Raw genomic sequence first — 14,962 nt, 5'->3', positions numbered from 1 at the left:
AAATCTACATTAAAAACACCTGTTTTACTGTAGTTGAACGAGTTTAATGTCCAAGTTCCTTTTAAATCTTTTTCAGAGTCTTTAACAACGTTTGTAGTCCCACAGGACAATACGCTTAAGGTTAAAAGTAATACTATTATATATTTCATAAATTTTAGATTTTAATACTTCAAAAGTACGTTTTAATAAGCCAGTATGTTAATTCAAATGAATAAAAATGGCGTGTTATTGATAGAAATGTTTATTGAATGTTCAGAAAACAAAACTAATTTTTAGGAGTCTAATTGCTATTTTTCTTTTGAAAAAGTATAAAGTCTATAATAGCCTGTTGTCCAATCAAAGCTACCCCAAACATAATTGTCTTGGAATTTAAAAACGGTTTGCTTTTCTATTGTTTTAAAGTTGTGAGAATCGACAAAATCTTGAATTTGGTCGAAACCATTTTTAGGAACAGAACCTTGTACATGATTAAAATCTGAATCAAAAAGACATTGAATTCTAGTAGATTTTGTTTCTGAATACGATTCGAATGCCGAAAATATAGCAGCACCAACTACACCTCCAACTACATATCCAATAATAATCATACTTCCAGAGCTTGAAGGCTCACTAGCACCTAATGTTATAACATACTGGTTGTCCATTTCAAAAGCCGAAATACCAATATTGGAATAGGAAATTTTTCTAATAAATTTAGCCGACTTTTCAACTTCACGAAGTTTGCTGAAATCACCATTTTCAATCATGATAGGTGTATTTTTAAATGAAATATCTTCGCCTTTAGAGATTGTAAATGTTTTGATTAGTTCCGAAGTATCCGCCTTATAAATATCTAGAAACACCTGTTCGCCATTAGCATACGTCGTTAAAATATGGTTTTTAATTATAAAGGAATTGGCAGTTACTAATTTATCATCTTTCTTAAAATGATTGTTTTCAATTTTTTCAAACGAATAGCTTTCCTCGTGGATGTTTATGGCTATTTTATAAGTGAATTTGGTATATAAATTATTGGTTATAATTAACTGGTCATCTTGAAAATAGATTTTCGTAATGGCAGCTGCGGCTTCCAAAGAATTAGGTACACTAACATCTACATATTCAATGGCTCTATTGGTAACATTGTTTTGGTAAATTAATGTGCTTAAGTCGTATGTTAAACCGTTATCGTTTTCAATTTTTTCGTTAGATAAATCGTAGCGTCTTGTCGTGACATGTCCTTCCATATTAAACGTATACAGTTTTAATATTGAGGAAAATCGTTTTAAAGTTAGTAGGTAGAGTTTATCATCTTGACTAATATATTTTAAAATCTTTTCACCTGAAATATCAAGATTTAAATCTTCTGTAATCTGGTATGAGCCGTCATCAAAATTTAACTGAAACATACTAAATTGGGATTCCGATTTATTACTGTAGAATAACCGATAATTATTTCCAACATTGGCATTACCCACTAAAACATCAGATTTTGAAGGTACTTTTTTAATGCTAATATGATTAATACGCTCTTTATTGGCATGGTATAAATAGCTTTCTAATCCTTTTTTAGTCTGAAGTATTAAAGCTAGTGTTTCACTCTTATTATCTGTAATTGAAAAAACCTCCTTTAATTTTTCGTCGGGAAAATCTCTTTCTGTTTCAATTAATGCGAAGTGTTTTTGAGCAGAAACGGAAGATAATCCCATGAAAAAGACTAAAACTAGGCCTAAAAACCTGATTTTTTGACACATAGCATTTTTAAGAAATCGTATTTTTGGGACTAACATATAGTTTCTATATATTCAATAACTTTAAGAAATCTGTAAGCCATTTGTAACCGAAGCATCATCAGGATTTACAAACACTAATTTTCCATCTGGATTTTCCGTCATTAAAATCATGCCTTGACTTTCTACACCTCGTAATTTTCTAGGTGCTAAATTGACTAAAACCGTTACCTTTCTGCCAATAATATCTTCGGGTTTAAAACTTTCGGCAATACCAGAAACAATGGTTCTAACATCAATACCAGTATCCACTTTTAAAACTAAAAGCTTGTTGGCTTTTGGCATTTTTTCAGCTTCTAAAATAGTACCAACACGTAAATCTAATTTTGAGAAATCTTCAAACGTGATGCTTTCTTTTTCTGGATCTACTTTTTTGTTAGCCGCTTCATTCGCTTTTTTACTGGCTTCTAATTTGTCTAATTGTAGTTGAATAGTTTCATCTTCAATTTTGGAAAATAATAATTCACCTGGACCAATTTGGTGCCCAGCTGGAATAAGTGTGTCTTTGGTTGAAATATCGTTCCATGAGTTCTCAACTGTTTTCGAATTGTCATTGTCATTCAGAGCAACGCGAAGAATCTGTTTCAATTTGGCAGACGTAAACGGTAAAAACGGTTCACCTAATGTGGCTAAAGCCGAAGCGATTTGTAAGGCTACAAACATGATCGTTTTGGTTCGTGCTTCATCTGTTTTAATGAGTTTCCAAGGTTCTTCATCAGCTAAATATTTATTACCTAATCGCGCTAAATTCATGAATTCCTGTGATGCTTCACGGAATCTATAGCGTTCTATAGAACTTGAAATAACCGCAGGATAGGCTTTTATGGCTGCTAAAGTTTCTTCGTCTACTTGAGAGAATTCAGATGCCTCTGGAATAAAACCATCATAATACTTGTTGGTTAAAACTACCACACGATTAATAAAGTTCCCGAAAATGGCCACCAATTCGTTGTTATTTCTGGCTTGAAAATCTGCCCATGTAAAATCGTTGTCCTTACTTTCTGGAGCGTTGGCAGTCAGGGCGTAACGCAACACATCCTGCTGATTTGGAAAATCTATTAGATAGTCTGGCAACCAAACAGCCCAATTTTTTGAGGTTGATAATTTCTGACCTTCTAAATTCAAAAATTCGTTAGCAGGAACGTTGTCTGGTAAAATATATGAACCTTCAGCTTTTAGCATGCTTGGGAAAATAATACAATGAAATACAATGTTATCTTTTCCAATAAAGTGTACCAATTTGGTGTCGTCACTTTTCCAATATGGTTCCCAATCTTTACCTACACGTTCTGCCCATTCTTTGGTAGCAGAAATGTAACCAATTGGTGCGTCAAACCAAACGTAAAGGACTTTGCCTTCACCACCTTCAACGGGAACAGGAATTCCCCAATCTAAATCTCTGGTTACAGCTCTTGGACGTAAACCGTCGTCAATCCATGATTTAACTTGACCGTAAACATTGGGTTTCCAATCTTTTTTATGGCCTTTTAAAATCCATTCTTTTAAGAAAGCTTCGTGTTTATCTAATGGTAAAAACCAGTGTTTGGTGGCTTTCATTGTTGGAACATTTCCGGTAATGGCTGATTTCGGGTTAATTAAATCAGTCGCATTTAAACTGCTTCCACATTTCTCGCATTGATCACCATAAGCTTCTTCATTACCACATTTTGGGCAAGTTCCTGTTACAAAACGATCGGCTAAAAACTGATTCGCTTCCTCGTCATATAATTGTTCAGTAACTTCTTCAATAAATTCACCTTTGTCATACAGGGTTTTGAAAAATTCTTGAGCGGTATCATGATGAATTTTTGCTGATGTTCTGGAATAGTTATCAAAGGTAATTCCGAAATCCTCAAATGATTTTTTAATAATCGCATGATATTTGTCAACGATATCTTGAGGTGTTACACCTTCTTTTTTCGCTTTAATGGTAATAGGAACACCATGTTCATCACTACCACAAATAAACGCAACATCATTATTTGTTAAGCGTAAATAACGTGCGTAAATATCAGCAGGTAGGTAAACTCCAGCCAAATGACCAATATGAATAGGACCGTTTGTGTATGGTAAAGCTGCTGTAATGGTATATCGTTTTGGTTGATTCATGGTATTAAAAAACTTATAGTCAGAAGCAGAAGACACATGCACGTCTATCTGCTTTTCATTATTAATTTGAAGTCACAAAAGTACACATTTTAAGGTCGATTTAGAAAAAAAATGTACATTTACAATATGTCGAAAATCTCTATAGTATTAATGTTGTTTTGTAGCGTTTTGTTCTTTGGAACAGGTACCGCAAAACAAACTGATTTGTCAACTCAAAAAACACAAAAATTGATACAACCACCATATTTAAAAGCAGGTGATACGGTTGCTATTGTAGCACCTTCAGGAATTTTAAAAAATCGTCAAGCTGAAGTTCAACGAGCCATAAAATTATTAGAAAGTTGGGGTTTGCATGCTTTGGTTGGTAAACATGTTTTTAGTCAGGATAATCATTTTGCAGGAACCGATGCACAACGTTGTGAGGATTTTCAAAAAGCTATGGATAATCCAACCGTTAGTGCTATTTGGGCAGCAAGAGGTGGTTATGGAACAGTCAGAATTTTAGACAAATTGGATTATGCGAAACTCAAAAAAGATCCGAAATGGTTAATTGGTTATAGCGATATTACGGCTTTGCATAATGATTTTCATAATCATGGTTTTGAAACTATTCATGCTATGATGTGTACCAGTTTAACAGTTGATGAAACGGGATTGGAAGAAACCATCGCTACCTTTAAAAAAGCGCTATTTGGTGAACCACTTTCCTATACTTTGAAAGGTTCCAATTATAATAAAATTGGTAAAGTACATGCGCCTATTGTTGGTGGCAACTTAACCATATTGCATACTATGTTGGGTTCAAAGAGCAGTATAGATACGGCTGGTAAAATTATTTTTATTGAAGAAATTGGCGAATATAAATACCATGTAGATCGTATGTTGCAAAGTTTAAAACGTGCTGGTTATTTTGATAATTGTGCAGGTGTTTTGGTTGGTGATATGACGAAAATGCGAAAAAACACGACCGTTTGGGGAAGTTCTGTCGAGCAATTAATTCTAGATGCCTTATCAGAATATGATTTCCCTATAGCATTTAATATGCCAGCTGGTCATGAGGATGATAATCGCGCCATGTTTTTAGGACAGGATGTGGAGTTGGTTGTTGGTAAAGATCAATCGACTTTACAATTTTCAAAATAGACGTTTCTGGAATTTGAAAAACAACATAGCTCCTAAAAAGTATAAAACTACATCTATAATATCAGCCGTATATCGTGTGGTGATTTGTGGCATAAACCACTCAAAATAAAAGGCAAAGTAGCTTGTTAAAGCCAAAACAACTAGCAACGGAACATACACGTTTTCTGTTTTTTTTAAATGTCTAATAAGTGCTAAACTTAAAATTAAAACTATGGGCATGCATAAAAAATCATTCACATAAAAGTATATCCAATCCGGAAGTGGTATTTGGAACTTTTGAAGAATATAAATGAAGACTGCTATTAATAGGCAGCAAATAAAAACCGGATGTTTTAAAATTTTCATGCCGCAATTGCTGAAATTAGCCAAGCTATGAACATACCTACAGCCATGAATCCCATCCAAATGGAATGAATAACTTTGGCAAATATCCGTACGACTAGAAACCGATGACTTTTATACTTCTGGTAAAAGGAAGGCGATTTCTCTTTTTGAATTTGCTCACGTACCTTGCGGTCTTTTTCGTCTTGAGCAAACGCTAGTTCACGTCTTTTTTTTATGCGATAAAAGTGTGCCGCAATTCGTGCAATAATCTTCATTTTTATTATAAATACCACAATTTGGGCATTTAATTTGACTAGCCATACTGCATTTTTATAGTAAACACAAAGGTACGACTAAAAGTTAAATTTATAATTTTTGAGGGTTGTTTCTACATGTCCATTAATTCAGTAATCTGACAACCTTGAAGAACTTTCACAGTCATTTCGCCATCTTTATGATTAATAGTATATCCAATTTTTTCTAAAGAACAACGCGGTTCAATAGTGAATTTTATAAGCCCAGAAACTTCAAAATCGGAATTCGTATTAATTACAAGCGGTTGTCTATAGGTTGTGTTTTCGCGAACCCAATTTACTGGGCCATCTACAAAAGGATGTGGATCAATTTCTTCAACAGAGCGTGGTATTTCTACAATGGGCTCAACCATTTTAACATGATTACTTTTCTGTAATTTAGAACTAAATCTGCCTTTGTATGCTACTGTAGAATGTGGCGACACAAAATACGAATCGTTTTTCAAAATGATTTCGGTTACTAATTCATAGTTGTTATTTTCTGTTTTTTCGATAGTAATTTCTAAATCATAAGGATCTGAAATAAATAATGGATTTCCATTAAATTCTTTAATTTTCACCGCTTCAGTTTCTGTTTTTAAAGCAACATCTTGAGTAGTTTCAGATTCAATGGTTTTTGTTTGACTACAGCCTGTGCTTAAAAAAATAAGACTACAAATAATTGATTTATACATAATTGCTCGTTTTTGATTAGGAAGTAAAACTAGGCTAAAGGTTTTCAAAAAGTGTCAAAAGAATGTAAAAGAAGTGTGAATGACTGTAAAATGTCATTAAAATTTTAGTTATTTACCTTGTTATGACAAAAAGAACTCTTTTTAAAATTGGCGGCTTAATTTTAGTCTTGCTTTCTGTTGGGATATTGACATTAAAAAGTGATGAAACGGACTTGTTTTCTGAACGCGTTAAGGTTTCCTTACGCGAAGTTGGTAACCAATTATTACTGATTAATCAAGATTCCACATCATTGGTTCAACCCGTAAAAGCTTTAAAAAAGAATAGATTTCAATTAACGTTTGAAAAGCCTTTGTCATTTGAGCCAAGTCAGTTGGTTTCAACAATTGATGAAGCCTTTAAACAAGCTGAACTTCCTAGTAATTATTTAGTAGAAACCATTTCTTGTGATGCACAAGAAGTGGCTTATAGTTTTCAAATTTTAAACACGATTGAAAATAGTATTGTACCTTGTAGTGGTCGTTATTTACCAGAAAGTTGCTACACTATTCAGGTTATTTTTACCGATTTACCTGCTAATAATTTTGGTGTAAAAGCTGGTTTCTATGGCTTGCTTTTTGGAGGGTTAGGATTGTTGTTTTTTGGGTTTTATAAAAGGAAATTAGAACCAGTTTCAGCAATGGAAGCAGGTGATTATTCCGAAATTGGAAGTTTTCACTTTTATCCTGAACAGAATAAATTAGTGAAACAATCCGAAGAAATTAGTCTCTCTAAAAAGGAATGTGAGTTGTTAGAAATATTTGTAGCTAATCCAAACCAAATTATAAAACGTGATGAGCTCACCAAAAAAGTATGGGAAGATCATGGCGTATTTGTTGGTAGAAGTTTAGATACTTATATTTCTAAATTGCGTAAAAAACTGCAAGATGATGCTTCTATTAAAATCACCAATGTGCATGGTGTTGGTTATAAGTTGGAACTTACGGAACGTTAAATTCATTATCTTGTAGTTGTTAAACAAAAAGATTTCCACTTTCGTGGGAAGTGAACATGGCACAACACAATGAATTTGGCGAATTAGGCGAACAAATGGCAGCAGAATACTTGCAAGCCAAAGGCTATCAGATTCTAGAACGTAATTATTTTTATCAAAAAGCGGAAGTTGATATTATTGCTACCTATAAAAACGAGTTGATTTGCGTAGAGGTCAAAGCAAGAAACTCCGATTTTTTTGGTGATCCACAAGACTTTGTTACGTCCAGTAAAATAAAATTACTCGTGAAAGTAATGGATGCCTATATTACCGAAAACGATATTGATTTGGGATGTCGGTTTGATATTGTTGCCGTTTTAAAAAATAAAACGACCGAAACGATTACGCATTATGAAAATGCGTTTTATCATTTTTAATTTTTTTTGTAGACACTTTATGAAAAATAATAGTGAAATTAAAAACTGGAAAGATTATTTAGAAATGAAATTTTCTGACCAAACAATTTATACGATTAACGATGCAACAGATGTATTGTCAAATGGAACATATTCGATAACTGCAAAGGGAAGTGAAACAGAGATTTGTTTTATTTGGCCAGATGAAGATTGGTTAACAATTGATGATATTCAATTTTATGATACTAAAGTCAGAAGCTGGTCAGGAGAATTATTAGGCGGAAACGGACCGAAAAAAGGCAGGTTTAATCAAAAAAATATTGAATATGTAAATCTTGTTCTTGAAACGCCTATAAAAAAAGGATGGACAAGTACGGATTATTTCTTTTTTGGTAAAATCTTTAAGTCAGTTACCAAAGAAGGAATCAATCCAGATGCTGGTTTAGTGATATTTACAGATTATAATCTTGGATGTTTTGGAATCATTCTATTTCCTATTTCATTACTTATTGATTTTGGCGTGTCAACAGGTTTAATAGGAAAGAAAAAAATTAGTATTGTAAAACCAATGATTCAATAAAAAAAAATAGAATCAAAAGCTATTATAAACTGTTTTACTCATTAAAATAAGTCTCTAAATCTTCCACATGTTCAGGTTTTGCCAACATATTTTTATCAGCATCTAAAACAAAATACGACGGTGTGGCCGAAACACCATAAATATCAATAAGTGGACTATCCCATTTTTTTAAATCGTAAGTGTGAATAAAATCTGGAAATTCAGGAATGATTTTGTTCCAACTTCTAATGCTGTCTTCCAAACCATAAGCTAAAACTGTTACTTCTGGATGTTGTTTCATTATCATATGCACTTTTGGAAGTTCTTCCAAACAATGGCTACAACCACTACTCCAAAAAATAAGTAATGTTTTTTTAGAGATGTTGAAATCGTATAAATTGGTTTTTGTAGGTTTGTTGTTTTCTAAATAGGTAAACTCGAAATTTGCTGCTTTTTTACCGACAGCCGATTTGTTGTAATCTTCAAGAACTTCTATTAAATTGGTTTTATTGCGCATTTTTGCGAGTGGTAATAAATAGGTGTCACTGATATAATTAGCAACTTCGGGTTGTTGCTGTTTTAGCATACTTTGCCAAAGATTTTCTAATATTAAAATTGCTGCTTCTTGATTGCTGCCAATTGCCGCTACAACATCATCAACAGCTTGGTTGTAATAGCTAGTTTCTTCTGGCATAGCAAATACATAGGCATTAACACGTTCGCTTAAAAAATCAGAGCTTTGTAACAGCGGATTGCTGAAATCCATATAATCGAAATAGTGTTTTTTAAGATTTCCGGAATAGGTATTAACATCTTCATAGTTTTCAGGAATATACGTTCTATTCGATTTTACAAATGGCGAAATCATCATATCAGAAGCGGTTTCTTCAAACCGGTTTTGTGTGTTTTTCAAGGTTTCAAAAATGGCTGTAATTTCGGACATATCACTTTTTCCCGTCATGTAGTACTTACTTATTAAACCGTTGATTTTTGAAATGCTATCCGTATAATTTTGCCATAATTTATTTTCTTCAGAAGCGGTAAATTGAAGTCCTTTATCTAAATCGAAGGTTAAGGAGATAGATTCTTTTCCATTGTAAAACACATCAAAGTTGTTTTCTTCAACAGGTGTTGCGTACACAATTTTATAGATGCCAATTTTAGTATCTGCTTTCAATTCCACAGTCCAACTACCATCTTCATTGGTTTTGGCTTGTTCTACATAGTTTGTTCCTGAAGGTGTTACATAATAGAGTAGCACAAAACTAAACGATTCCGCTGGCGAAAACATACCTTGAATGCTATGTTGTGCAAAAGTTATAATGGGTAATAATAGACAGAGAAGAAGCAGTTTTTTCATAGTAATACGTTTCAAGAATATGCACAAGACTTATGCCATGTGGTAATTAGTCTTTAATTATTATAGGTTGTAAAGCTTTTAAAGCTTGGTCTACACTTTTAATATTTTCAAATGTTAATAATAAACGCAGCCCATTTCGGGTTTGTTTTTCTTTCATTTTACAAGCTTGCGGATGGGATTGCACAAACTGTAAAACACGTGTGAAATTTGAACTTTGGTAAAAACCACTTTTCTGATCAGTAATAAAATACCCAATGAGTTTGTTTTGTTTCATCACCACTTTTTCGAGTCCCATTTTGGTAGCTGTCCACTTAATACGAACACTATTCATTAAATCCACCACTTGTGCTGGTAACTCTCCAAAACGATCACGAATTTCGGTTTCAAATTTTTCGAGTTCGGCTTCCGTTTTAATGTCGTTCAATTTAGTATATAACTTAAACGTTCGGCAATATTGTTCACGTAATCATCTGGAAATAACAATTCAAAATCGCTATCTATCGTGATGTCTTTTACGTAGTCTTTTTCTTTGCCATCATCTTCATATAAATCCTTAAACTCAGTTTCTTTCAGTTCATCAATGGCTTCATTTAGAATTTTCTGATAGGTATCAAAACCAATATCATTGATAAAACCACTTTGTTCACCACCTAATAAATCACCTGCACCACGAATTTCTAAATCTTTCATGGCAATATTAAAACCACTTCCTAATTCACTGAATTGTTCTAAAGCGGTAATTCGTTTTCTGGCATCTTCCGTCATGGCAGAATATTCTGGTGTGATAAAATAACAAAAAGCCTTTTTATTGCTTCGTCCTACACGTCCGCGCATTTGGTGTAAATCACTTAAACCAAAATTATTCGCATTATTAATAAAAATGGTATTCGCATTTGGAACATCTAAACCACTTTCTACAATGGTGGTACTGACTAAAACATCAAATTCACCATTGATAAAGGCCAACATGAGTTGTTCCAATTTTTTGCCTTCCATTTGTCCGTGGCCAATACCAATTTTAGCGTCTGGAACCAGACGTTGAATCATGCCAGCGACTTCCTTGATGTTTTCAATGCGGTTATGAATAAAAAAGATTTGTCCACCACGTTGAATTTCATAGGTTACAGCATCGCGAATGCTTTCTTCCGTAAACCGAATTACATGACTTTCTATAGGATGTCTATTGGGAGGAGGCGTTGTAATAACCGATAAATCACGAGCAGCCATCAAGCTAAATTGTAGAGTTCGTGGAATTGGTGTGGCTGTCAACGTCAGCACATCCACATTGTCTTTTAAGGTTTTTAATTTCTCTTTTACGGCAACACCAAACTTTTGTTCCTCATCCACAATCAGTAAACCTAAATCTTTAAACTTGACGTTTTTGTTAACTAGCTGATGTGTACCAATAATAATATCGACTGCTCCAGATTCAAGGTTGGCTAAAGTTTCACGTTTCTCTTTAGCTGTTCTAAAACGGTTGAGATAATCTACCGTGACTGGAAAATCTTTTAAGCGTTCTTTAAACGTTCTGGAATGTTGGTAAGCCAAAATAGTTGTTGGCACTAAAACAGCAACTTGCTTTCCGTTATCAACCGCTTTAAAAGCTGCACGAATAGCGACTTCCGTTTTACCAAAACCAACGTCGCCACAAACGAGTCTGTCCATAGGACGTTCACTTTCCATATCCATTTTTACGTCAGCCGTTGCTGTACTTTGGTCTGGCGTGTCCTCATAAATAAAAGAGGCTTCCAGCTCATGTTGCATGTGGCTGTCAGGATGGTATTGATGGCCTTTTTCTAATTTTCGCTTCGCATAAACTTGAATTAAATTAAAGGCAATTTCTTTAACGCGCGATTTGGTTTTTGCTTTAAGCGTTTTCCAAGCTTTACTTCCTAATTTATAAACTTTAGGAGGTTTGCCATCTTTTCCGTTAAACTTGGTAATTTTATGAAGCGAATGAATGCTTAAATACAAGATATCGCGTTCGCCATAAATTAATTTAATGGCTTCTTGCTTGTTGCCTTCAACATCTATTTTTTGAAGACCTCCAAAGCGACCAATTCCATGATCAATATGCGTAACATAATCGCCAATATCTAAATTGGTTAGTTCTTTTAAGGTAATAGCCTGTTTTTTGGCGTAGCCATTTTTTAAATGAAATTTATGATAGCGCTCAAATATTTGATGATCTGTATAACAGGTTATTTTATTTTCGTGGTCTACAAAACCTTGATATAAGGACAATACTATGGTTTTATAGTGAACGGTTGCTTCAGCATCATCAAAAATATCATGAAAACGCTTCGCTTGCTGTTCACTCACGCAAGCAATATAATTGGTGTAACCTTTGTTGTGATGCAAGTTTAAATCGTCAATTAATAAATTGAATTGCTTGTTAAACGAAGGTTGAGGTGTGGTGTTGAAGTTGATTACAGATTCTTCGCTTTTAGCTGATAGTGAGAAAATAGCTTTACTTCCAAATTCCACTAAATTAAAATCTAATAACTGCTTTTTTAAAAGCGACGCATTACAGAATAATTCTTCTGGTTCGGCATGTTTGAGTTCAGAAGATAAATTTTTAAAAGCGTCTTCTGCTTTATTGTAAAAATCGTCAATCCTATCGAAAACTAATTCGGCATTTTTTGTGAAAATGACGGTTTTTTGAGCGATGTATTTTAGAAAACTCTGTCGGCTTTCATCTAAAAATTTATTGGCAACATTAGGGATGATGCTAATTTTTTTGATTTGATCGGTTGACAGTTGGGTTTCCACATCAAAAGTCCGAATGCTATCAACATCATCACCAAAAAATTCAATTCTGTACGGTTCATCATGTGAAAATGAAAACACATCTACAATTCCACCACGAACCGAGAATTCACCTGGTTCTGTAACAAAATCAACACGTTTAAACTTATATTCGAAAAGGACTTCGTTAACAAAATCGATTGATAAATTATCATTCACCGAAATTTTAAGTGTATTCTTTTCTAGCTCTCTTCGCGTGACTACTTTTTCAAAAAGCGCATCTGGATAGGTGATAATTATGGCTGGTTTTTTGCGCGAGTTAATGCGGTTTAAAACCTCGGAACGTAGTAAAACATTCGCATTATCGGTTTCTTCAATCTGATACGGTCTTCTGTAACTGCCTGGATAAAAAAGCACATCTTTATCATTCAGCATAGCTTCCAAATCGTTCAGGTAGAAAGCTGCTTCTTCTTTATCGTTAAAAACAAGTAAAAAGGGTTTGTCTGCTTGTTTAAAAGTTTCACTAATGACGAATGAAAAAGCAGAGCCAACAAGGCCTTTTAAATGTGAGCGAGACTTGCCTAAAGCGGAGTCGAAATGGTCGTTTTGGGCAATAGCCGTTTGCAGATTTTGCGTTTGCAAAGCCTGTGCATATGTTTGCGTGAGGATAGATTTACTCAAAAGCAAGTGTATTTTGTGCAAATATACTAATTCAAGGTTTATTCATCTTTATTTTATTTCAGGTAAAATGGTTTTTTTGATGATGCTCAACGCTTGAGTTTTATGAGTGAAAAGGGTTTTAAAATTGCTCCTTCAAAAAAGAAAAATTTATGTTTTAAAGAGTGGTAACTTTATTTATATTTGCAGTCCCGAAACATCGGGAATTAAAACAAAAAAGATATGTCATTTTCAGATTTATTTGATAGCGGATTTAAAAAACGTAACGAAGATCATTTTGCTTCTATTGTTAGAGTAGCCATGGATGATGGTATTATTACCGACGAGGAAAAAGCGTTTTTGGACCGATTAGCAAGAAATTTAGATATCAGCGAAGCCGATTATAAAACGATTTTGAAAGATTACCAGTCGCATCCTATTAATCCTCCAACTTCTTATGATAGGCGTTTAGAGCGTTTGTTTGATTTAGCGCGTATGGTTTTTGTAGATCATATTAAAGGTGATCACGAAGAGTTTGTTTTGCGTAAAATAGCTATTGGACTTGGGTTTTCACCTGAAAATGTTAAGTATATTACTGAAAAAGCTTTAACGCTTGTAAGTGATGGTGTAGATTTAGACACGTTTATTGAAGAAATGAAAAATATGAATCGTTAAGATTTATATTCCAAATATATATGAAAGCCACTTTTTAAGTGGCTTTTTTTATTCGGCTAAACGCATAAATTCTTCCGCTTTTTCTACCATATTTTTGCTGCCACAAATAAAAGGCACGCGTTGGTGGAGTTCCGTAGGTTCAATATCTAAAATACGCTTAAAACCATCGCTGGCTTTTCCTTTCGCTTGTTCTGCTAAAAGTGCCATAGGATTACATTCATATAATAAACGTAATTTTCCGTTAGAGGTTTTAGAACTTTTTGGGTATAAATAAATACCACCTTTTATCATGTTTCTATGAAAGTCAGATACCAAAGAACCAATGTATCTTGATGTATACGGTCTGTCACCTTCTTCCATTTGGCAATATTTAATATAATTTTTTATGCCTTGAGGAAAGTGGATGTAATTTCCTTCGTTTACGGAATATATTTTGCCGTCTACAGGAAAAGTCATGTTTGGATGTGATAAGTAAAATGTACCAATTGCAGGATTTAAAGTAAACCCATTAACACCAGCTCCAGTTGTATAAACCAACATAGTAGATGTACCATAAACTACGTAACCAGCAGCCACTTGCTGATTGCCTTTTTGTAAAAAATCTTCCAATTGAACAGGTGTGCCAACAGGCGTAACGCGTCTATAAACCGAAAAAATAGTTCCTACAGACACATTTACATCAATATTAGATGAACCATCCAACGGATCAATTAAAACGACATACTTATTGTTGTTGTTTTCATCTTGACTGTTTATGGTGATAAAATCATCTTCTTCTTCACTAGCAATTCCACAAACAATGTTTCTATTTGTTAAGGTTTGAATAAACTTATCATTAGCATAAACGTCCAGTTTTTGTTGGTCTTCTCCTTGAATATTGGTTTCACCAACAGCACCAATAATATCAACCAAACCAGCTTTATTCACTTCATGATTTACGACTTTGGCCGCTAAACGTATAGAATTGATCAATCGAGATAACTCACCAGAAGTGTATTTAAATGACGATTGATTTTCAATTATAAATTCACCGAGGGTTTGGTTTTTTCTGGACATGAAAGTGTATCTATGGTTTGTGCAAATATCGTATTTTTTAGGAAACTATAACGTTTTCATCAAATTTATATGTGGCTAAATACCCAAGTTTAAACTATATTTACGCCAAAATAGAGGTATGGGTATTTCAGTTAGAGAGGCTAAAAAATCTGACATGGAATCGGTTTTAAATTTGATAAACGAAATT

The 14,962-nt window shown here is 33.7% G+C and carries 12 protein-coding genes and 1 pseudogene; 5 read left to right on the top strand and 8 right to left on the bottom strand.

Annotated features, from left to right (window positions below; translation table 11 throughout):
- Positions 1–287 precede the first annotated feature (287 nt).
- Entirely contained in the window at positions 288–1,688 is a 1,401-nt protein-coding gene (locus tag GK51_RS02385; RefSeq protein ID WP_048331540.1) for a hypothetical protein, read from the bottom strand.
- A gap of 105 nt (positions 1,689–1,793) precedes the next feature.
- The gene (metG, locus tag GK51_RS02380) at positions 1,794–3,878 is read right to left on the bottom strand and encodes a methionine--tRNA ligase (RefSeq protein ID WP_048331538.1); all 2,085 of its coding nucleotides are present in this window, start codon (positions 3,876–3,878) and stop codon (positions 1,794–1,796) included.
- A gap of 126 nt (positions 3,879–4,004) precedes the next feature.
- On the opposite strand from metG, the gene GK51_RS02375 reads away from it, so the two are divergent.
- The gene (locus tag GK51_RS02375) at positions 4,005–5,021 is read left to right on the top strand and encodes a S66 peptidase family protein (protein ID WP_197072709.1); all 1,017 of its coding nucleotides are present in this window, start codon (positions 4,005–4,007) and stop codon (positions 5,019–5,021) included.
- On the opposite strand, the gene GK51_RS02370 is transcribed toward GK51_RS02375, so the two are convergent.
- The 3 genes from GK51_RS02370 to GK51_RS02360 form a co-directional block, all read right to left on the bottom strand.
- Positions 5,013–5,366: a hypothetical protein gene (locus tag GK51_RS02370; protein WP_048331536.1), complete on the bottom strand. Its 354-nt coding sequence runs from the start codon at positions 5,364–5,366 to the stop codon at positions 5,013–5,015. The two genes, GK51_RS02375 and GK51_RS02370, sit on opposite strands and share 9 nt — an antisense overlap.
- Positions 5,363–5,620, bottom strand: coding sequence for a hypothetical protein (locus GK51_RS02365; RefSeq protein ID WP_231575836.1), 258 nt, complete (start codon positions 5,618–5,620; stop codon positions 5,363–5,365). Before GK51_RS02365 ends, GK51_RS02370 begins: the two co-directional genes overlap by 4 nt.
- Positions 5,621–5,733: 113 nt before the next feature.
- Positions 5,734–6,333 (bottom strand): hypothetical protein, encoded by a 600-nt coding sequence (locus GK51_RS02360; protein ID WP_048331534.1) that lies wholly within the window; start codon positions 6,331–6,333, stop codon positions 5,734–5,736.
- Positions 6,334–6,455: 122 nt separating this feature from the next.
- Here GK51_RS02360 and GK51_RS02355 point away from each other — a divergent pair, with 122 nt between their 5' ends.
- From GK51_RS02355 to GK51_RS02345, 3 genes are read left to right on the top strand one after another with little or no spacing between them, the layout of a single operon-like run.
- Positions 6,456–7,325 carry a winged helix-turn-helix domain-containing protein gene (locus GK51_RS02355; RefSeq protein ID WP_048331532.1) on the top strand — a complete coding sequence of 290 codons (870 nt, stop codon included), beginning with the start codon at positions 6,456–6,458 and terminating at the stop codon, positions 7,323–7,325.
- A gap of 56 nt (positions 7,326–7,381) precedes the next feature.
- A complete protein-coding gene (locus GK51_RS02350) occupies positions 7,382–7,741 on the top strand; it encodes a YraN family protein (protein ID WP_048331530.1) in 360 nt (119 codons plus the stop codon).
- Positions 7,742–7,760: 19 nt separating this feature from the next.
- Complete coding sequence (locus GK51_RS02345) at positions 7,761–8,300, top strand: hypothetical protein (RefSeq protein WP_156179540.1); 540 nt, start codon at positions 7,761–7,763, stop codon at positions 8,298–8,300.
- Positions 8,301–8,334: 34 nt separating this feature from the next.
- On the opposite strand, the gene GK51_RS02340 is transcribed toward GK51_RS02345, so the two are convergent.
- Positions 8,335–9,639: a TlpA family protein disulfide reductase gene (locus tag GK51_RS02340; RefSeq protein ID WP_048331526.1), complete on the bottom strand. Its 1,305-nt coding sequence runs from the start codon at positions 9,637–9,639 to the stop codon at positions 8,335–8,337.
- Positions 9,640–9,685: 46 nt separating this feature from the next.
- A pseudogene (mfd, locus tag GK51_RS02335) lies at positions 9,686–13,068 on the bottom strand (transcription-repair coupling factor).
- Positions 13,069–13,287: 219 nt separating this feature from the next.
- Here mfd and GK51_RS02330 point away from each other — a divergent pair.
- Positions 13,288–13,719, top strand: a complete 432-nt coding sequence (locus GK51_RS02330; RefSeq protein ID WP_048331524.1) for a tellurite resistance TerB family protein — start codon at positions 13,288–13,290, stop codon at positions 13,717–13,719.
- 48 nt (positions 13,720–13,767) lie between these two features.
- On the opposite strand, the gene fbp is transcribed toward GK51_RS02330, so the two are convergent.
- Positions 13,768–14,775: a class 1 fructose-bisphosphatase gene (gene fbp / locus GK51_RS02325; RefSeq protein WP_048331523.1), complete on the bottom strand. Its 1,008-nt coding sequence runs from the start codon at positions 14,773–14,775 to the stop codon at positions 13,768–13,770.
- Positions 14,776–14,962 lie beyond the last annotated feature (187 nt).

The organism is Bizionia psychrotolerans, assembly GCF_001039595.1.
The sequence above is the reverse complement of the archived record's forward strand: the minus strand, read 5'-3'. Positions and strand labels throughout refer to the sequence as shown.